Here is a 19192-nt window from a genome sequence, read left to right on the forward strand (position 1 = left end):
CGCAAAAAGACGAAGCAGCGTAACATGAGTTATTTAATCGAGATGAATTTTTCAGCTCCTTCAGGCAGCACAGTCTGTAATTTTTCCCTGTCCTTCTGGTTCTCTAAGGTTTCAAAAGCGCCAAAAAAAACAGTTTTATTAAAAGTGCGTTCAGGATTCGTTCGTTTAAAACTATCTTTAAAATAATCAGGATAAGCTTGCATTAAAATATCTAAGTGTGAAAATTTTTTTTCACTGATACAAGTGACCACCACATCCTGCTCAAAAGAATTAATATAGGAAAACAAATTCCTAAAATTCTCAGGTTGTGAGACCTTTAATTGATCTATCACCTTTTTGAAATCTTCTTTTCTCAGTACAGCAATAGCTTTATGTAAAAAGGTATTGTCTTCACGATCATGAACACTGCAATCGGCATGTCTGGCAATAAGATTTTTCATAATGGCGACATAATCATTTCGGTATTTTATTGACGATGCCATTTGATATCCTTGCAATGCGAAGAACAAGGCACAATGTCCGCTATGATTTTGCTGCCTGTCTATGCGAGCGCCTTTATCCATAAGCCAGTTTACGTTATCGACCTGTCCTAAGTAGGCAGCTAACATAAGAGGAGTAAAAGTGTCGCTATCTGAAAATTCTAAGGGGTGCCCTTTTGAGTCTATCATAAAGGCAGGCAGATTCACTTCTGGAGGACTGAATTCGTTCTCATGTTCAGATAACAGTTGGTGATTTAAAATGGTTGTTATTATTCCGCTTTCAAGCAACATGGTTTCAACAGGTAATCCTATAGGTGAAAGATCCATCCTTAATGTCCCGAGCTTATAGATCGCCGTATACTGCCCTACAAATTCTTTCGCGCTCAGATGAGTATCTTCCGGATTTAAAAATACAAAATCCTTTGAAGCCCTCTCATCATAAACATTGTAATCGACCAGCAGTTGCTCTCCGGCTTGAATATCTTTACTTGCCACTACCTTTACCACGGGTTTGTTATGGAGTCGTCCATTCACAAACATCATATTGGCCTGGCTGTCAGAAAAATTAATGTACCGGGTAAAATTACCTTGAGATTGAGCATCAATAATTTTTTTACCTAAGTTCATTGCATAACTATTATCGGCTGTTGCATGCTTTTGTAAAAAATCCTCAAACTCTTTTTTTGAGTCAAATTGCACACCCGTGTATTCACCAATACAAGTGCCCTCTGGGATATCTTTATCAGCAATCAATCCTCTGCCATTGAACGATTTAAGTAAGTTGATAACTCGCACAGAAATCAAATCAGGCTTATCTAATTCAGAAGGAATGTAGTCATGCGAACGCATATTATCTATCCTTAATTTTTTTATAAGCTTTTGATGAGATTGTTTTTTCTTTTTAGTCTCACTAGGTTTAGAAGATGATGAACGGTTGACTAATTTGGACGATGGCGTAAAAAAGTGGCTGGAATTATTGGTTTTACTAAGTTTAGTATTGACAATAAAATCGTCATAAGCAGGAGGTAAAGTACGTTTTCGTTTTGGTCTTTTATTCTCGGTTAATTCAATTTTTTCTTCCATCACTCTTCTCTCTGCAAATAAATGGCCATATTTTACTCGATAAACCTTAAGAAAAGATTATTAACGAACAATTTGTTTTTTATTTGAATTTAATGGAAACATTAATTACAAAAAATGCAATAAAAATGGCTCTTTTTATAGTGTTTAATTGCTTTTTATTAATTAAAGTGATAAATTATTAAACAGCTAAATACCCAGATCAAACGTTCATTGAATAACAAGAAGACCAGAATTTCATGTTTACCGTAGATAAAATCCCTGAAAAAGCCAGCAAAGCAAAGATAGAAGAAAAAACAGCGAAATTAAGCCAACTGAGTATTTTTAAACATTCCACTTTTTCTTCATTAGATTATCTTGGCGGATGCACCAATCATGCTCTACTTGCACACAGAAAGACAGAAAAGCCAGTGGTGATAAGACTTCCTGGTTCACAATCGGAGTTAATCGTGGATAGAAAAGCAGAAAAATATAATTCCGCGATTGTCGCCAGTCTTGGTCTTTGTGCCCATACTTTAGAGTCTTATGAGTCCGGAGCATTACATGGTTTTAAGGTCGAGGATTTTATCAATGGACAATCTTTAAATGTTGAAACCTTTCGCAAGTACACTAAACCCGCCCTTGCTGCATTAAAAAAAATTCACGATTGTAAGCAAATTTTTTTAACCGAATACAGCCTTTTTGAACGAATCATTTTAATGTGCGAAACACTGATAGCAAATGGCGTCAATTATCTGCCCTACAATAGACGTAGGGAAACGGTTTCTCTAAGCGCGATTATAGAACATGTCAAAGACCTGGAAGAAACAGCTACTCAACTTTTTCCCGAAGTAGAAAAAGTGCCTTGTCATAACGACATCTCCCCTTTTAATTTTATCGTGGTAAAAAACACAACAGAAAGCGCAGAAGAGATCAAAATTCTGGACTGGGAGTATTCCGGTATGAATGATAGAATGATTGATTTGGCTTATATTGCAAGCGAAAACGGTTATGTATCACGAGCCGAAATAGAAGAGTTTTTGCAACTGTATTTTGAATCAGAAGTTGTCAAACCAGAAGATGTCGATAAAGTTTTGTTCTATGTCCCCCTTATCGATCTGAAAGTTGCCGTATGGTCTTTACTACAGGTACATATGCGTAATGAGTCGAAGGTCATAGATTCACTCAAAAATATAACGGGCACTGATCGTTTTCATCAATTTAAAGAACGAATTCAATCCAAAGACTACCAGTCCGTGATTGAAAAAAGTGAAACAGCTTGTCATCGAATGGGTAATGGTTAGGAAGAACGATTTTTTAATCGATTAAAGAACATCACTGACTCGCCACAGAAAAGATGGTATCGATAGCGACCGGTTTATTGCGTTGATTGTCCACGCAAACCACTGTATTTATTCCTTTGCATGCAGGCGTATCATTATCCACAAAAAGAGTCTGATGAAAAATTAATCTTAATTTACCTCGCTGCTCGACCTCAGAAACGATATGGAAAGATTGAAAGGCTTTTAATGGTTTTATGAACTGAATTTCAGCCCGTGCTAAAATCAAATTAAACCCTTTATGACTTAATTCAACCCAATTAATACCACATGCCATCAATTGTAAAGTTCGGGCATTATCAAAATACGATAGATACTGGGCATTATTAACAATGCCCTGAGCATCCACTTCATAAGCACGGACCTGACTGCTCCAGGTAAAAATTTTCAAATTCATAATAAATTTATACTATAGTTTTAATGTTCATGAAGCTAACTGAGGATCTGACGATATCTTCAGGACTTACGAAAATGCCGAGGTCAAGTCATGTTTCAATGAGAAGTTGATTGAATTGAAAGCCTTTTATTCGTAAGTCCTGATTTTAACAAACTGTGAAAATAAGGAAACAGAAAATTCATACTGAATCTGATGTTCAAATCTAAATAACTCATGAGTAAATAAAAAGGATTTTATCTATGAAAACCAGACAGGCTTATATCGCAGGAAGTGCGAGGATTCCTTTTGTTAAATCAAGAACCAGCTATATCGATATTTCCCTTCAAAAACTGATGACTGCCGCTCTTCAAGGACTGGTGGATAACATGCATCTGGATGGACAGATTCTTGGTGATGTGGCGTTAGGTGCAATCATCAATCGTTCCAGCAACTGGAATTTAGCAAGAGAATGTGTTCTTGACACCACGCTTGATCCACATACCCCAGCTTATAATGTTCAGCGTGCTTGCGGGACAAGCCTTGAAACAGCATGGCAAATTGCACTGAAAATTGCTAATTATCAAATCGAAAATGGCATCGCCGGAGGTTGCGACAGCAACAGTGACTTACCAATCATGATCAGCCCTTCCCTGACCAATAAGCTTTTGGATTTACGCAAGGAAAAAAGCTTTTTCTCAAAACTGAAAATCTTAGCCTCCTTAAGACCGTCTGATTTCAAACTGATTTATCCGGATGTTGTTGAACCACGTACGGGCTTATCCATGGGACAGCATTGTGAAAAAATGGTTCAGGAATGGGAGATTAGCAGAGAAGCACAGGATAAACTCGCCCTCAAAAGTCATGAATACGGTGTCGCGGCCTATGACGAAGGATTTTATGATGAACTAGTACTTGAATTTAAAGGTGTGAAACGTGATGGCACTCTTCGCAAAAATACCTCTCTGGAAAAATTATCCCGATTAAAACCGGCGTTTGATATCACTGATAGAGGTACGCTGACAGCAGGCAACAGCAGCCCGCTGACCGATGGCGCTGCTGCTGTCTTTCTTACCAGTGAAGAGTATGCTCATCGTCATCATTGTCCTTTGCTCGCCAGGTTTGTTGATGCCGAAGTAGCTGCTGTTGATTTTGTACATGGAGAAGGCCTTCTTATGGCCCCAACCATTGCTGTGAGCAATCTTCTTAAAAGAAATCATTTATCACTTCAGGATTTTGATTTTTATGAAATACATGAAGCATTTGCAGGTCAGGTTCTTTGCACTTTAAAAGCCTGGGAATCAGACGATTACTGTAAAAAAGTGCTGAAGCGTGAGTCTCCTTTAGGTTCTATTGATTCAGCCAAAATAAATATAAAAGGCGGAAGCGTTGCTCTGGGTCATCCGTACGCAGCAACCGGGGCAAGAATCCTGGGTACCATGGCAAAAATACTGCATGAAAATAAATCCGACCGTGGTCTTATTTCAATTTGTACCGCTGGTGGAATGGGGGTTGCAGCCATATTGGAAGCGGTTTCGTAAGTCCTTTGCAATTGTAAGTCTTAAGAATTGCACGCATGGAGAAAATCCCTGAAAATTAAGATGTCATCATGTACCCATTGTTCTGCGCATGGAATCTCTGTCTCACTGGAAGAAGTGTATCCGTATAAATAGGAAGGAGCCAAGCTTTAAATTCAATACACTCATGAACAGGCTTCTTTTGTGAAATCGCATTTATATGGATTCAGTCAATCGTCCGAGCTTATCGGTTAATTTGACGTTTTCAGAGTAATCCACAGGGCAATCGATCAAAACAATTTCATTGCTCGATAAGGCAGATTTCAAAGCAGGCAGCAGTTCATCCGCGGAGCGAATGCTATGAGCCTTAATACCGAAACTGTTCGCATATTTTACAAAATCAGGATTGGAAAATTGAACATAGCTTGAATGACCAAATTCCAATTCCTGCTTCCATTGGATTAAGCCATAGGCTTCATCTCGCCAGATTAACATCACAAAGGGAATATTTTCTCTTTTTGCCGTTTCAATTTCCTGTGAATTCATAAGAAAGGAACCATCACCCATTACAGCGACCACCTTTTTATCAGGGTGAACCAGTTTTGCCGCCATAGCTCCGGGTAATGAAAACCCCATGGTGGCAAGGCTGTTGGATATAATACAGGTGTTGGATTCATAACAAGGATATAAACGAGCCATCCACATTTTCAGTGCTCCGGTATCACAAAGCACAATATCGGAGGGGTCCATGGCTTTTCTCAAATCGGCAATGATCCGCTGCGGTTTTAAAGGAAAAGCGTCATCTTCCTCATGATCTTTGACTTCCTGTAATAACATCGATCGGAGTTCATCCATCTCCTCTGATAAATGCTCATGAGGTTTGATTTCTTTTGCCAAAGCATCAAGCGATGCTCCAATGCTTCCTTCAATGCCAACGGACAATACATAATCAGCATCCACTTCTGCCGCTATACCGTGAATATGAATGATTTTTTTATCGCCCTTGGGATTCCATGATTTAGGTGAATATTCCACCAAATCATAACCTACGGCAATCACTACTTCTGCCTTGTCAAAACCAAAATTGGTATAATCGTGACGCATAAATCCGATGGTTCCTATCACCATTGGATTGTCAGAGGGAACAACACCTTTTGCCATAAAAGTGGTGGCAATGGGAATTTTGCTGTGATTTATAAAATGAGTAAGCGCTTTTTCAGCATGATGGCGGTATATACCGGCGCCGGCAAGGATGATAACGCTTTTTGCCTGATTAATAAGCTCAGCGGCTTTCTTAATTTGTTCTGGATTCGGCATGGTTAATTTAGGCTGCTGCGGCTTTAAGGGTTGAGATGAAGTTTTTTGCTTTGCTACATCTTCAGGAAGGATTAAGGCCACAGCCCCACTTCTTTCTACTTGCGCCAATTTAAACCCCTTGCGGATTAACTCATGCGCGACAGAAGGAAGTGCGATCAGCGCGTTCCATTTGGTCAAGGGTGAAAACAGTTTTGATAAATCAATGATTTGATGAGACTCTTTATTTAAACGATCTAAAGAGGCCTGGGCTACAATAGCCACCAGCGGGGAACTGTCCAGATTAGCATCTGCCGTACCTAACAGAAGATTAATTGCCCCGGGACCTAAGGTGGCTAAACAAACTCCCGCCTTACCGGTTAGTCTGCCATAGATATCGGCCATGAAGGAAGCCGCTTGTTCATGACGGGTTAAAATAAAACGAATTTTTTTGGAATTGGACAATGCCTCAATTAAATCGGTATTTTCCTCTCCGGGCAAGCCGAATATATACTCCACCCCTTCTGATTCAAGACATTTCACCATTAATTCAGCAACGGTTTGCTCTTTCTGTGTATTCATAATGCTGTTCCCTCGCGCTATGGGTCCTCGTTTTAACTAATTGTAGATGCTTTCGATTTTTTTCGCTTCTTAAAGAGGCATAAATTTTGAATTATGCTAGGATATGTACATCTAAATTTTCTCAGGCTAACTTATGAGTCAAAGAAACACCTTCTGCTGGATCGATATTCCGGTGATTGATTTGGACAGAGCCATTTCCTTTTATGAAGTTATGTTGGGTGAAAAAGTAGAGAAAATCACCGAACATGGATTTGAATTTGGACTTCTGCCGCATACGGAAGATAATGTATCTGGCTGTTTAGTGGTTATGGACGACAGAAATCCTTCTCAAAACGGGCCGCTGGTTTATCTTAATGTGGAAGGTCGGATGGATAAAGCCATTGCGGCTGTAAAAAATAATGGCGGCAAACTACTGAAAAGAAAAGAGCAAATTGGACCCTATGGATACAGGGCTGTTATCCTTGATACAGAAGGAAACGCCATAGCGCTATACTCCAAGAAAGATGACAGCCCTTAAAAAACCTCCTGTGGAGTGAGAGTTATAATCCAAGCCAACGGATAAATCGTTTCGATGATTTAAGATTGACCTGAGAACCGCTGTCCAGGTGTATGCTGGGAGCTTCCAATGCATCGAAACGAATCTCCTTGACCTTTCCGAGATCAACCTTTTTCATTTCAGTGGCATAATAACCCCTCAGTAATTTTACTTCAGGAATCACAAAATCAATCACCTCCACTCCTTCCTTATCCTCATGATTAAAAACAAGATCCATGTTCATATCCATACTTTTAAATTCAGCCCCACTTAAGGCAATATATTCAGTATGATTGATTTGACGGCGAAGCATACGTGTCAGCGGGGGCGTGGCATGGAAAATACGTCTATAATTATCTGCCCGCATAACAACAATAGGCTCATTTTCTTCGCGTATATTATTTTTATTCGTATCGACAAAAAGAATGTCTTTGCGCTCATCATCAGGCGCTGTTGTCTGAATCGTTCGTGCATTGGCATTTTCTCTTGGAGAAAAATCATCACAATTTAAAAATCTGGATTTAAAAAACCATTCTTGACTGGGATAATAGGCCACAAAGAGCGATTTATCTTTTATCGTGTCGATAATGGGTCGGGTTAGATCTTTAGGTACAACAGGACAGCCCCAACTACGTCCAGGTCTTCCGTATTTTTTTATAAAATCTTCCCTGACATACCAGCCGCCATGCATGACGATAAATCGATTGAATGCATGATCATTGAAATCTTTCTCCAGCCCATCCAACTTTAAAGACAAACCATGACGACCATAATAAGCATTCTCGGTATGATATACGCCTATACTTGAAGCTTTACTGTTATGTCTATTGGAAAAATAATGTGACAGCCGTTGTCCTGATTTGATGCCATGAGAAACATAGGTATGAAATAAGGGTTTTTTTTCTATTAAATCAAACACCCATAGTCTTTTTTCATTGGAAGGAAGGGAATAGTCGATAACGGTTAATATGTTGTTATGGTCTACGTTGTATTCCTTTGCGCACTTTAAGGTAGTTAATACTTTATTCACGGCTGGAGTAGAAAGCCCCTCTTTATGTAACATTTGTCTGATAGTATATTGGGAAAGGTGGGAGGCAATAGGATAATCCTGACTTGCAAGAGAAATAATGAATGAGCCCTTATTATCATTCTTTATATTTTCCCCCGACAAAAACGCAGAGGCAGTCGGATATGGACGGATGGATAGAATTGCCAGTATCAATAGCAGTTTCAAGATCATAACCGATCCCTTGACCAATGAATTTAAAAATCCTTTTCTCTTTTTTTAATATAGCCTAAATTTAAACAAATAATTTATAATTTAAGCGTATAGACTTTTAAAATGACATTTCTTACCTGGCCTTCTTCAGATAAAAATAGAGTGAATTTGGCACGGAAAGCGCGGTTTATAAGCAATTAAATAAATATTTTTTTATTGCAAACCTTTTTTATAAACCTCTGTTCGGAGTTTTAATGCTTTATAAACGAGTAAAATCGAGGAGTACGAGGCAAAATCAAACAAAAAGCACAGTACTAGCAGCGCTAATGCGAGCATTTTTGTTTGATTTTAACGAAGTAATCATTGATTTGACGCGGTTTATGAAGTATTAAAACTCCGAACAGGGGTTTTTTACAACGAATTTTTATTTATCGTCTAAACTTTTTTAAGTATCTCTTTAATCTTATCTTGTTATTGTGCCATGAAAGATTAAAATTTACACGAAAGCGCCTGACTCTGGACGGGTATTGACTCTTTCTCAATCTTTTTGGAGATATACTTAAAAATGGAAATTTTGGATATCAAAGTCTTGAATGGCCCCAATTATTGGTCAAACTCAAGAACCAAGCTCATTGAACTCAAACTCCACTTACATGAATACGAAACCAAGCCTACAAATCTTATTGAAAAGTTTCCAGAACATTTAAAGCAACTTTTACCTTCTTTATATAATCATTATTGCTCTGAAAACACAGCAGGTGGATTTTTTCGACGTCTTGAAGAAGGAACCTGGCTTGGGCATGTGATCGAACACGTCGCTCTTGAACTTCAATGGTTAGCAGGAATGAGATGCGGCTACGGCAGAACCCGCTCGACCAACGAGAAAGGTGTCTATCATGTGGTGTTTTCTTATGAAATAGAAAACGCTGGAAAATATGCTGCCTATGCAGCAGTCAATCTGGTTAAAACGCTAGCCCAACATACACCCTATACCTTGCTTTCACATGATCTTGAACAATTAAAACAAATAAAGATGAATGAAGCTCTGGGTCCAAGCACTCAATCCATTGTCCAGGAAGCGAAGAAACGAGGTATCCCCTGCACTCGCCTGGATAATGATTCATCCATCCTGCTGGGACAAGGCCACTACCAAAAACTGATGTGCGCTACTATTTCAAGTCAAACCAGCATTCTTGGAGTGGAAAATGCAGCCGATAAAGAAAAAACAAAACAACTGTTGCTCTCAGCCTTTATTCCAGTCCCTCAGGGATTGATTGTTCAAACCGAGAATGAGCTCGCACATGCCATCGAAAAGATAGGCTTTCCTGCCGTTATAAAGCCGGTAGACGGCAATCATGGACGCGGAATTACCACCAATATCAATACATCTGAAAAAGCCCATTCTGCTTTCAAATTAGCTAAACAATCTTCTGAGAAAATCATTGTAGAGAAATTCATCAGGGGGTTTGATTATCGTTTTCTGGTCATTAATTATAAGGTCGTTGCCGTGGCCAGACGTAGTCCACCCATGATAACGGGAACGGGAACAAATACAATTCAACAGCTTATCGATGCGGTGAATCTCGATCCAAACCGTGGTGAGCATCACGAGAAATTTCTGACAAAAATAAAGATCGATGAAATCACCCTGTCCATTCTGTCAGAACAAGGATTCACCTTAGAATCCATACTACCCTTGGGGCAATCACTCTATTTAAAGCATGCCGCAAACCTCAGCACAGGAGGTACAGCAGTAGATGTGACGCCTTATGTTCATCCGCACACCGTTTTTCTGGCCGAGCGAATTGCCAGGCTGATGAACCTTGATATTTGTGGTATTGATATTTTGGCTAAAAACATCAGTTTACCGCTTAAAGATAACAATGGCGCGGTCATTGAAGTCAATTCATGTCCAGGGTTTCGCATGCACCTCGCACCTGAACAGGGTATGGCTCGTAACGTAGCCAAACCGATTCTTGACATGCTTTTTCCGCAAAATCAACCTTCACGGATTCCCATCGTGGCTGTGACTGGCACCAATGGAAAAACCACCACCGTGCGATTAGTTGCTCATCTTGCTAAAGAAGCCGGTTTCTGCGTAGGTTTCACTTCTACGGAAGGTATTTATATTAATCATCATGAAGTTTCCCAGGGTGATTGCAGCGGACCTCACAGCGCCAGAACAGTCCTGCGGGATCCCTTGGTTAATTTTGCTGTTTTCGAATGTGCACGAGGCGGAATTCTTCGTTCAGGATTAGGTTTTGACAAATGTAACATCAGTATTGTCACCAACATCAGCGAAGATCATTTGGGATTTGATGATATTCATAGCTTAAATGACCTTGCACGCGTTAAGGAAGTCGTACCTCGCAGTACCATGAAAGATGGGTATGCCATTCTTAACGCCGATGATGATCTGGTCTATCAAATAAAAGACGTGATAGATTGCCATATTGCTCTGTTCAGCCTGCATGCTCATAACGAACGCATTCATCAGCACTTCCAGCAGGAAGGATTAGTGGCTTACCTCGAAAACGATAATATCGTTATCCAAAAAGGAGCTCACCGCAGGTTACTGGCAAACGTCCATGCCCTGCCATGCAGTTTCCAGGGCAAAGCGACGTTTATGATACAGAACATTCTGCCTGCTGTCTTAGCAGGGGTGATATCTCATTTTAAAATAGAGGACATGGCAAAATGGCTGCAAAACTTTCATCCCACGGCGGAAAATCTTCCAGGCCGCATGAATCTGTACGCCTTCAGCAACTTTAAAATCATGATTGATTATGGACATAACGAAGCCGCTTTTATTCAATTTAAAACCTACCTTCATCAAAACCATTACAAACGGAAAGTGGGCATCATTGCTGCCACAGGCAATCGAAGACCTTCTGATATACGAAAAGTAGGCTATTATGCCGCCCAGATGTTCGATGAAATTATCATCCGTCATGACGAAGATAGCAGGGGACGAACCAATGAAGAACTCACCAGCTTAATTCTCGAAGGAATTCGTGAAATCAGGGAAATAACAGCGCATAACGTTAAAATCATTTCCAACGAGAAAGAAGCACTTCATCACGCCATGAACAATGCGACACCGGGTACCTTTATCCTCTATTTTCCGGAGGATGTTCTGGAAGCAACGAGCTACCTTAAAAAAATTCACAAGGAACAGACCGAGGCCAGAGCTTCAGTTATCTAAGAAGGTGATGCATGTATGCAAAAGGAAAATTACTCATTATAGGTGGCGCGGAAGATATAGGCGATAAAGAACCGCACCTCTATGAAAACGGAGAATTACAACGTTATGAAATTCTCCGTGAGTTATTTCATGCGGCTAAAAATAAGAGAATAGAGGTCATTACCTCAGGCTCCCTTTTTCAGGAAGAAGTAAAAGAAAGGTATCATAAAGCCTTTTGCGACATTGGTTATCCCGCTGCCGGTTTCATGCAGATTGAAGACCGAATGGAGGCACGAGAAAAACAATACATGGAACGGGTGGAAAAAGCAGATGCTGTTTTTTTTACCGGCGGCGATCAATTTCGTCTGGCTACCATTCTTGGAGCTACGAGCTTAATTGATCGTATTCGTCAACGCTATATCGAGGATGAAGATTTTGTGGTTGCCGGCACCAGTGCAGGAGCCATGGTTTTATCCTCCATTATGATCACCGCAGGCGGGAAAGAACAAGCCTTAATTGAAGAGGATTTAAAAACATCCTCCGGATTAGGTTTTCTACAAAATTGCATCATTGATACCCATTTCATTATTCGCGGCCGTTTTACCCGTCTTGCCCATGCCGTCATCATTAACCCCGATCAATTAGGTGTGGGGCTTGGAGAAGATACAGCTCTTATCATTGAAGGCGGCTCAGAAGCTGAATGCCGTGGCTCCGGTATGGTGGTCATTATCGATGGCAAACACATACGCCAGACCAACATCATGAGCGTTTCAGAAACGGAACCGGTTTATGTGGAAAATTTGAAAGTGCATTTATTGGTGAAAGGTTGTCGGTTTTCCATCAAAACCCGCAAATTATACAATCCAACTCTCAACCCTAAAAGTAATCCTTACGAAGAAGAGCACAGACAATGAACAATATCGCTATTGCCATTCATGGTGGAGCAAGTGAAGCCACTTCCTTGCTAAAAAGTCACCTCCCCGAATACGAAAAAAGCCTTAAAATTGCTCTTGAAGCCGGTTATGAGGCATTGAAAAAAGGTGAGTCCGCTCTTAATGCTGTCGAAGCATCCGTACGATACCTGGAAGATGACCCCTTATTTAATGCAGGACGAGGTTCTGTACTTAATCAAAAAGGTGAAGTGGAAATGGACGCCTCCATCATGGATGGTCAATCACATAAAGCAGGTGCCGTATCCATGCTGAAAGAAGTAAAAAACCCAGTAAGCCTTGCACGCAAAATCATGAGTGAAACACAGCACGTGCTGCTGTCAGGTTATGGAGCGCTTGAACTTGCCAAATACTATGATTTGGAACTTCAACCAGAATCTTATTTCATTACTGAGTATCAGTATGAAACGTATTTAAAGGCGCATCGAGAAGAATCGATGAAAGATATTCTGGCTAAAACAATCCGGGGCACGGTAGGCGCTGTGGCTCTTGATAAAGAGGGCAATCTTGCCGCAGCCACTTCCACCGGCGGCACCAGCAACTGCCTGCCTGGACGCGTGGGAGACAGCTGCATCATCGGGGCAGGTTGTTATGCCGACAACAACACATGTGCCATTTCAGGAACCGGTGAAGGTGAAGCTTTAATCACCGGTGTGGTAGCTCATAGCATTGCCATGCTGGTGGAGCTTAAACAATGGCCACTACAGAAAGCCTGTGAATATGTCATTCATGAACGAAACAAAGCGCAAAAAGAAATCGGAGTTATCGCCTTAAATGCAAAAGGCGAGGTAAGCATGGCATTTAATACGGAAATCATGAAACGGGCCTCGGTGGATAAGAGAGGAAAAATAGAGGTAAAAATCTATTAGGCCGTACGAATACTCATTTTAAGGAAGGCGTATCTTCAGGGACTATCTCCAGAGTCTCCATATGAAATTCTTTCAATACGTCTTCTCTTCTTTTTTCTAAATCCTTTTCAATTTTTTGCAGCTCAATGCTTTTAAGCTCGGATTTTTCATTTCCCATTTCTTTCAATTGATTAAGCAATTGTATGCTTTTTGTTTCTGATGCCTCAAAAACACGAGGTTTTTTTAAAAAAGATTGAATAACTCCATCTTCTAAAAAATCTAATTGTTCAGTATGGTCTTCTTTTAATCCTTCCAGCCCATTCAAAAGCATCTGGGTCTTAACTACCTTTTCAATATAGGAAAATAAAGCTGGAGTAAGTTTGCTCGGCATCTTAAAAAACCAATTGTTATGGCTTTGTAATAGCTCGCTAAGGGGATGTGTCGCTATCTTCTGATAAAATTGCCATAACTCCTGGTTATCTTTGATATGTAGTGCTGTATAAGAGATAACAGCCGCCACTAAGCGATAAGAAGCCGCCTCGTTTGAATGTTGCATTACAGACATCAATTGATCATTGATCGATATGATTTTATCCTGATCTGAGTCTTCAGTAAGGATGATTTGATGCAATGCTTCCATTAATTTTATCTTGTCCTCATCCGGCAGATCTTTACATTCGGGTAACCGGTCATAAATAAAGGCAACTAAATCATTCACCGCTTGCGAGTAATGCTCTACGTAAACAGATAGTTTATCTTTTAAACTGCGAGAAAAAATGGCTGTAAAGATTTCTTCTTCACAACTATCAACATATTTTTCCGCTTCATCTAAAATCTTCGCTCCTTTATTTCGAGCATTCGCAGTTATATATTCAGTATTTTCCTCTGGATTAATCTGTTTTTTAACGTCCGCCAATGTTTTCCCTTTGCGAGTCACAGCAGGAATACTTTGTTTTTTCGAAATTTTGGAAATTAATTCTTCCATCTGAGCTAACCGAAAGATACCGGCTAAAGAAGGAGGAACATCAGCACGTCCAAAGGCTTGATATTGAGATTCTCCCATACTGGATTTTAAATGATGAAAAACATCTGTACGAGAAAGAAACGAAAGATGATCCACCATGAAAATACCACAACTGACCCAATCACTTTGAATCATATTTGCCAGCTTTTCTTTAGGTGTTTTTTCGAATGGCCCTTGTGGTACAGAGACACGATAAGCATAGGAAGCATTCAATAAATGAGCTTCTTGCAAATTGGTCAAATAAATCATAAAAAACTGGTAAGCTTTTGAATCCATAACGGAGTCTAAATTGAAAGACGAAATGCCTTTTGTTGTCACCATATTATCAACAACTGTCCAATGCCCACCAACAAGAACTGCCATTTGAAAGCGCAAACCCACAGGCAGCTTTTGTATATTATTTTTTAAAAAATCAATAAATTCAGCTAATTCCTGGTGTCCTTCCAATGAATAATTTCTGACATTTTCTGGTAGTTTAAATTTGCAGACCATATAATTAAGAGGAAGAGGTATTTCTTCTGATTCTATGGCTTTTTCCTTTCGGCGGGCTTCTTTACGAGCCAAAACCACTTTCATCACATTCTCTGACCAAATCTCATCCCCCCTTATGCCACCACCCAAGCGGGGGTTAACCGTTAAATTGTGGCGAGTATTTTCTATTTCGCCTTTAACGTCTTTTTTTTCTGGTACTGGCACTGCTTCTAATTTACTTTCAGCCATATTATAAGCTTACAATGTGATATTCATATTAACTAATATAACATAAATTTAACACAATGTTATATATAAATTCAAAAAGGGCCGGTTAAGAGCGATCTTACTAAAAATCTATTATGAATCTCATAAAATCGTTTATAATGTCTGGACACAACTAAGCAATAAAACTTTAGGAAGGGGAATTTTGATTTGGTATGATGTTTGACTTCATACAATGAAGCTAATCTTTCTTCTGTCGGGAAACTCAATAGGTCAAAGGATATGAACATTAAAAAATATATCTTTCTGAGTGTAGCATCCTCATTCACTGCTGTTCCAGTGACATGCGCTTTGCATAAATCATAAATATACAAATCATGAATCAGAATAGCTGCTCTCGTTTCCTTAATAAAAGTATCTTTATTCTGGCTGCCTTTACTTTACTCAGCAGTTGCAGCGAGAGCTAAAATCACACACTCTTATAAGCTGCACTTTCCTGGCGGGAAAGCATTTCTCGCCAGGATAACAGAATTAGGGCATTAACCTACCTTAGAACCAACCTTTATCTTTTTGATCTTCATCTGATTTTTGTTGCGGCTCTTCTGTGACCTCCAGCTTATCGCCTTTTTTCAAATCAGATGCATGTTCATGCGGAATGGTGGCAGTAAGTTGTTTACCATTTTCAGTTTTCAAATTTACATCGGTGTGTTTATTGGCTAAATCATCCAATTTTTGACTTAATGAGCCTTTGTCCTGGTTATCTTGATTATTATTGGTATGCGCAAAACCTATGGGAGCAAAGCCTAGAGCTCCTGCAGTAATCAACACAGATAAAAATCTGTTCATGACAACACCTCCTTGCTTTTAATTTGCACAACTAGTATAGCATACCATTCTGTTGTCCCAGAGAAAAAAGCATAAAATAAAATTATTTTAATGTAAGAAAATTCATTAGGGCCTGTCTACAATTAGATTTTCGACAGGCCCTACTTATTAACTGTAAACACTGGTATTCTTGTAATTGATTTCCTGGTTTCTTTGCTCTAAGGCACGAATGAAATCTCGAACACTATTAATGCCATCACCTAATATTGGTCTTGCATAGCCACTCTTTACAAAATTTCTAATTGTGTCGCCTAGAGTGCCTTCTCTATATACTTTTTCATACTGGCTTATATTAACATTTTCGCCATCTAAGGCGCATAGAAGCATGTCAACTGCCATTTTCTTTTTGGCCGGAGAACTTCCCCATAATCGACTGCTATTATCAGTGATATCATTATATTTACACAAATCAGCCAAATAGTGATTTAAATTCGCCTTAAGCTCAATGATGTAACCACCAGAGCTAAAATCAGTAATGAGTTGCTCTGATTTTGGATTTAATAAGCTTTCCTGTTCAGGTATTGTTAATCCGCTCCAATACTCCTCTGTTGAAATATGACCTAATTGATGTCTACGCTCTTGCGTTTTGCTTGAAATTAACTGTTTTTGTTCCGGCTTCAGATTATCCCATAAGATTTTCTGTTCATTTATACTGACTGAATCCTCGTTTTGCTCATATGGATTAATGGATTCAGAACTCTCATCGAGTATATAGCCCATATGTTGGTTTAAGCATTTTGATAATGCCATGTCCAAACCCTCAGTAAAATCACCTGGAATGTTAATTTGTTTTGCTGTAATTCCGAGTCTTCGGGCCGGTGCTATATTCCCTGGGCCATCATCCATAAACATGACTTGATTAGGTGCGAGTCCATCGCGCTCCATAATATATTGCAATTGTTGGTTTTTACCCAAGTCTCTTTCGTGATTAATTTCAATACCATGGCTATTTAAATGTTCCCAGCTAATGATATTGTGCTGGTCAATAGGTAGGCCATACATCTCTATCATTTCTTTCGGACTCAGCATACCTTGTTCGTAACTGCCACCATCGCCAGTCGCTATATAAATGGTAACGCCGGCATCAGCCAGAGCACGCAATTTCTCAATAGAATCTTCAATATTTATACCATTTAAACGCGCACGCGAAAGCATGTCATTATTATATAGCTCTTCTACCATATTATTCGTTAAAATATCATGTTGTGAATACCACTGGCCATGCAAGTCATATTCATACCCAGATAAAGTGCCCTGAAAATCCAATACTAATGCTTTGATGGGTTCTTCAGGCGGCAAATTATTTAGCTCCGAACTATCTACAGCGATATCTTTGTTATTCTCAGAATGGGTTTGTTCCATCCATTCTATCCGCATAACATCATCAATATTCGCCCAATATTCTTGTATAGATATTCCTCCAAAATTTTGGCGAAGCTCTTCTGTAATTGCAAAGATTTCAGCTTTTTGGTTATCATCCAGGATTTCCCAATCATATGTTTGTAACTCTATTATTTTACTATCATTTTCTTCTGGAATATCATTGACTACAGGTTCTTGTGAGACTTTGCTCAAGTAACGTTCTTTTAAAGATTCAAATGTAAGTTCATACATTCCCTCTCTGTAACACTTGATTATCAACTGAATAATTTCTTCTGCAAACTGTGCGACTTCCTCTTTCAGCGCTTCATCAGAAATTTCATCTACATTGATGGCATTTCTAATATTATTCATTACCATCGCCCATGCTCGAGAATCGTTTCTAATGGCTCTCGGAGCATACAAAGTTGTTTCGTCTATACCGTGCTCAACAGCTAAGTCGTTAGCAATTTCCTGATGACTATAAAGCGCTTCAAGAACCCCGGTATTCTCCATTTCTGCAATTTCGTTTTCATCGTACTCAAGAAAATCTAAAGTAGATATAAGCTGATAAGTAAAATGACTCATATATATAGCTATGCGATTTAAGTGCCGAATGGAATCATCAGAATTTTCTACTGAATTTAATGCTTGCTGGAATTCAGCTTTTAGCAGTTCTTGATTAACAAAATTGCCTGCTTGAACATACTGATGAACTTGTTGGCGAAATGGTCTGCAAATTTCTGTTTCAACTCTTTGATCTAAGGCTCGAGGTAAATAAACAGTGCCATCAGATTGTACAGATGCAATTAACTTATATGGAATATTAACAAGGTTATAATCATCATCTAATCTCATCAGGGATTCTGAATGCGCAAACTCAGTGCCTAAAATCGATGAAGATTGGCCTGAAATTATTTGCATACCTTTAGGAATAGCAACAATGGATAATGAACATTGAGCATTTCCATGCACGGAATAATCATTGATTTGATAAGTCTCGTGACTTGCATTCTTTTTAGCTCTAAGATTTCTGACCTCAATCGCCTGTTGGAAAATTTCTTCAATGGTAAATCCTTTTCTATACATTGTTTCGATATCAAAGACATATTGAAATTGTCCTGTTTCGCCTTCTAATCTATAAATATTGTCAGCAGAACCAGGTTCTGAATAAAAATTATGTACGGCCACATAAAAATTATGGGTAGTAAAATCAATATCGGGTCGATAATTCCTTACCACAAGGTGTATTGCTTCATATTTTTGGAATTCATATTCTCTGACTGTCCTCTGATCTTCACACTGTCTGCCTGCTAAAATGAGTCTTTGCATTTCAACAGGTATGCTTTCTTTATCAGCTATCTGTTTTTTCATGTCTAAAACAGTTGAATTAGGATCAACTTCTAATGTAATTGTTTTTCCAGTTAATGTTTTGATAAATAATTGCATAACTCAACTCTCTGAATGATATAAACCCGATGATTAATGATGGACTTAAGCTGGACTTTGACCCTTTTTTAAAAACACGCTAAAAATTGTTGTCTTCGCTAACGCTCGCAATGACAGATTATTGACCATTTTTACAAAAATGGCCAGAGTTCGGTAACACTGATATTTATTTTGGCATTAAACATTTCCCTAATTGTATAATTTATATATTAATAAAAGTTTATGAGCATGTCGGTTAACCGACACTATGTTCAATCAGGATGTATGGCTCGCAGGGGAAATTCAGCAACCCCGGTTTGGGGTTTTTCTTAAAAAGCAGTAAGTACACAAGATAAAATGAATAAATTATGTTTTTTCTGTGCAATTTTACTTCTATACTAAAATATAGAAGTTCTCGCTT

At 39.0% G+C, this 19192-nt stretch carries 13 protein-coding genes; 6 read left to right on the forward strand and 7 right to left on the reverse strand.

The window, feature by feature from the left end; all coding sequences use genetic code 11:
- Positions 1-29: 29 nt before the first annotated feature.
- The gene (locus tag E4T55_RS04395; RefSeq protein WP_058500743.1) at positions 30-1562 is read right to left on the reverse strand and encodes an SET domain-containing protein-lysine N-methyltransferase; all 1533 of its coding nucleotides are present in this window, start codon (positions 1560-1562) and stop codon (positions 30-32) included.
- Positions 1563-1798: 236 nt separating this feature from the next.
- Here E4T55_RS04395 and E4T55_RS04400 point away from each other — a divergent pair, with 236 nt between their 5' ends.
- Positions 1799-2842 (forward strand): choline/ethanolamine kinase family protein, encoded by a 1044-nt coding sequence (locus tag E4T55_RS04400; RefSeq protein WP_058500744.1) that lies wholly within the window; start codon positions 1799-1801, stop codon positions 2840-2842.
- Between the two features lie 31 nt (positions 2843-2873).
- Here the strand turns inward: E4T55_RS04400 and E4T55_RS04405 are convergent, their stop codons facing one another.
- Complete coding sequence (locus E4T55_RS04405) at positions 2874-3275, reverse strand: acyl-CoA thioesterase (protein ID WP_058500745.1); 402 nt, start codon at positions 3273-3275, stop codon at positions 2874-2876.
- Positions 3276-3514: 239 nt separating this feature from the next.
- On the opposite strand from E4T55_RS04405, the gene E4T55_RS04410 reads away from it, so the two are divergent.
- On the forward strand, positions 3515-4792 hold the full coding sequence (locus tag E4T55_RS04410; protein WP_058500746.1) for an acetyl-CoA C-acetyltransferase: 1278 nt from the start codon (positions 3515-3517) through the stop codon (positions 4790-4792).
- Positions 4793-4984: 192 nt separating this feature from the next.
- Here the strand turns inward: E4T55_RS04410 and E4T55_RS04415 are convergent, their stop codons facing one another.
- Positions 4985-6643, reverse strand: coding sequence for an acetolactate synthase large subunit (locus E4T55_RS04415; protein ID WP_058500747.1), 1659 nt, complete (start codon positions 6641-6643; stop codon positions 4985-4987).
- A 133-nt stretch (positions 6644-6776) separates the two neighbouring features.
- On the opposite strand from E4T55_RS04415, the gene E4T55_RS04420 reads away from it, so the two are divergent.
- Positions 6777-7160: a VOC family protein gene (locus E4T55_RS04420; protein ID WP_058500748.1), complete on the forward strand. Its 384-nt coding sequence runs from the start codon at positions 6777-6779 to the stop codon at positions 7158-7160.
- A gap of 22 nt (positions 7161-7182) precedes the next feature.
- Here the strand turns inward: E4T55_RS04420 and E4T55_RS04425 are convergent, their stop codons facing one another.
- Entirely contained in the window at positions 7183-8418 is a 1236-nt protein-coding gene (locus E4T55_RS04425) for a murein L,D-transpeptidase catalytic domain family protein (protein ID WP_058500749.1), read from the reverse strand.
- A gap of 544 nt (positions 8419-8962) precedes the next feature.
- On the opposite strand from E4T55_RS04425, the gene cphA reads away from it, so the two are divergent.
- The 3 genes from cphA to E4T55_RS04440 are packed head-to-tail and all read left to right on the forward strand — an operon-like array spanning position 8963 to position 13400.
- Positions 8963-11602, forward strand: coding sequence for a cyanophycin synthetase (cphA, locus tag E4T55_RS04430; protein ID WP_058500750.1), 2640 nt, complete (start codon positions 8963-8965; stop codon positions 11600-11602).
- 11 nt (positions 11603-11613) lie between these two features.
- Positions 11614-12495, forward strand: coding sequence for a cyanophycinase (locus E4T55_RS04435; RefSeq protein ID WP_058500751.1), 882 nt, complete (start codon positions 11614-11616; stop codon positions 12493-12495).
- The gene (locus E4T55_RS04440; protein ID WP_058500752.1) at positions 12492-13400 is read left to right on the forward strand and encodes an isoaspartyl peptidase/L-asparaginase family protein; all 909 of its coding nucleotides are present in this window, start codon (positions 12492-12494) and stop codon (positions 13398-13400) included. The genes E4T55_RS04435 and E4T55_RS04440 overlap by 4 nt, the downstream gene beginning before the upstream one ends.
- Positions 13401-13413: 13 nt before the next feature.
- Here E4T55_RS04440 and E4T55_RS04445 read toward each other — a convergent pair whose 3' ends face one another.
- From E4T55_RS04445 to E4T55_RS04455, 3 genes are all read right to left on the reverse strand, one after another.
- Positions 13414-15123, reverse strand: coding sequence for a hypothetical protein (locus tag E4T55_RS04445; RefSeq protein ID WP_058500753.1), 1710 nt, complete (start codon positions 15121-15123; stop codon positions 13414-13416).
- 525 nt (positions 15124-15648) lie between these two features.
- On the reverse strand, positions 15649-15945 hold the full coding sequence (locus tag E4T55_RS04450) for a hypothetical protein (protein ID WP_058500754.1): 297 nt from the start codon (positions 15943-15945) through the stop codon (positions 15649-15651).
- Positions 15946-16092: 147 nt separating this feature from the next.
- Positions 16093-18792, reverse strand: coding sequence for a ubiquitin-like protein (locus tag E4T55_RS04455; protein ID WP_058500755.1), 2700 nt, complete (start codon positions 18790-18792; stop codon positions 16093-16095).
- Positions 18793-19192: the final 400 nt, after the last annotated feature.

This window comes from Legionella israelensis, assembly GCF_004571175.1.
GTDB lineage: Bacteria > Pseudomonadota > Gammaproteobacteria > Legionellales > Legionellaceae > Legionella_D > Legionella_D israelensis.

Bases quoted from the DNA above. Each gene is read 5' to 3' on its own strand.
- E4T55_RS04410 (WP_058500746.1), top strand. From the start codon at position 3,515: ATGAAAACCAGACAGGCTTATATCGCAGGAAGTGCGAGGATTCCTTTT.
- E4T55_RS04450 (WP_058500754.1), bottom strand. From the start codon at position 15,945: ATGAACAGATTTTTATCTGTGTTGATTACTGCAGGAGCTCTAGGCTTT.
- E4T55_RS04425 (WP_058500749.1), bottom strand. From the start codon at position 8,418: ATGATCTTGAAACTGCTATTGATACTGGCAATTCTATCCATCCGTCCA.
- E4T55_RS04415 (WP_058500747.1), bottom strand. From the start codon at position 6,643: ATGAATACACAGAAAGAGCAAACCGTTGCTGAATTAATGGTGAAATGT.
- E4T55_RS04435 (WP_058500751.1), top strand. From the start codon at position 11,614: ATGTATGCAAAAGGAAAATTACTCATTATAGGTGGCGCGGAAGATATA.
- E4T55_RS04400 (WP_058500744.1), top strand. From the start codon at position 1,799: ATGTTTACCGTAGATAAAATCCCTGAAAAAGCCAGCAAAGCAAAGATA.
- E4T55_RS04405 (WP_058500745.1), bottom strand. From the start codon at position 3,275: ATGAATTTGAAAATTTTTACCTGGAGCAGTCAGGTCCGTGCTTATGAA.
- cphA (WP_058500750.1), top strand. From the start codon at position 8,963: ATGGAAATTTTGGATATCAAAGTCTTGAATGGCCCCAATTATTGGTCA.
- E4T55_RS04440 (WP_058500752.1), top strand. From the start codon at position 12,492: ATGAACAATATCGCTATTGCCATTCATGGTGGAGCAAGTGAAGCCACT.
- E4T55_RS04455 (WP_058500755.1), bottom strand. From the start codon at position 18,792: ATGCAATTATTTATCAAAACATTAACTGGAAAAACAATTACATTAGAA.
- E4T55_RS04420 (WP_058500748.1), top strand. From the start codon at position 6,777: ATGAGTCAAAGAAACACCTTCTGCTGGATCGATATTCCGGTGATTGAT.
- E4T55_RS04395 (WP_058500743.1), bottom strand. From the start codon at position 1,562: ATGGAAGAAAAAATTGAATTAACCGAGAATAAAAGACCAAAACGAAAA.
- E4T55_RS04445 (WP_058500753.1), bottom strand. From the start codon at position 15,123: ATGGCTGAAAGTAAATTAGAAGCAGTGCCAGTACCAGAAAAAAAAGAC.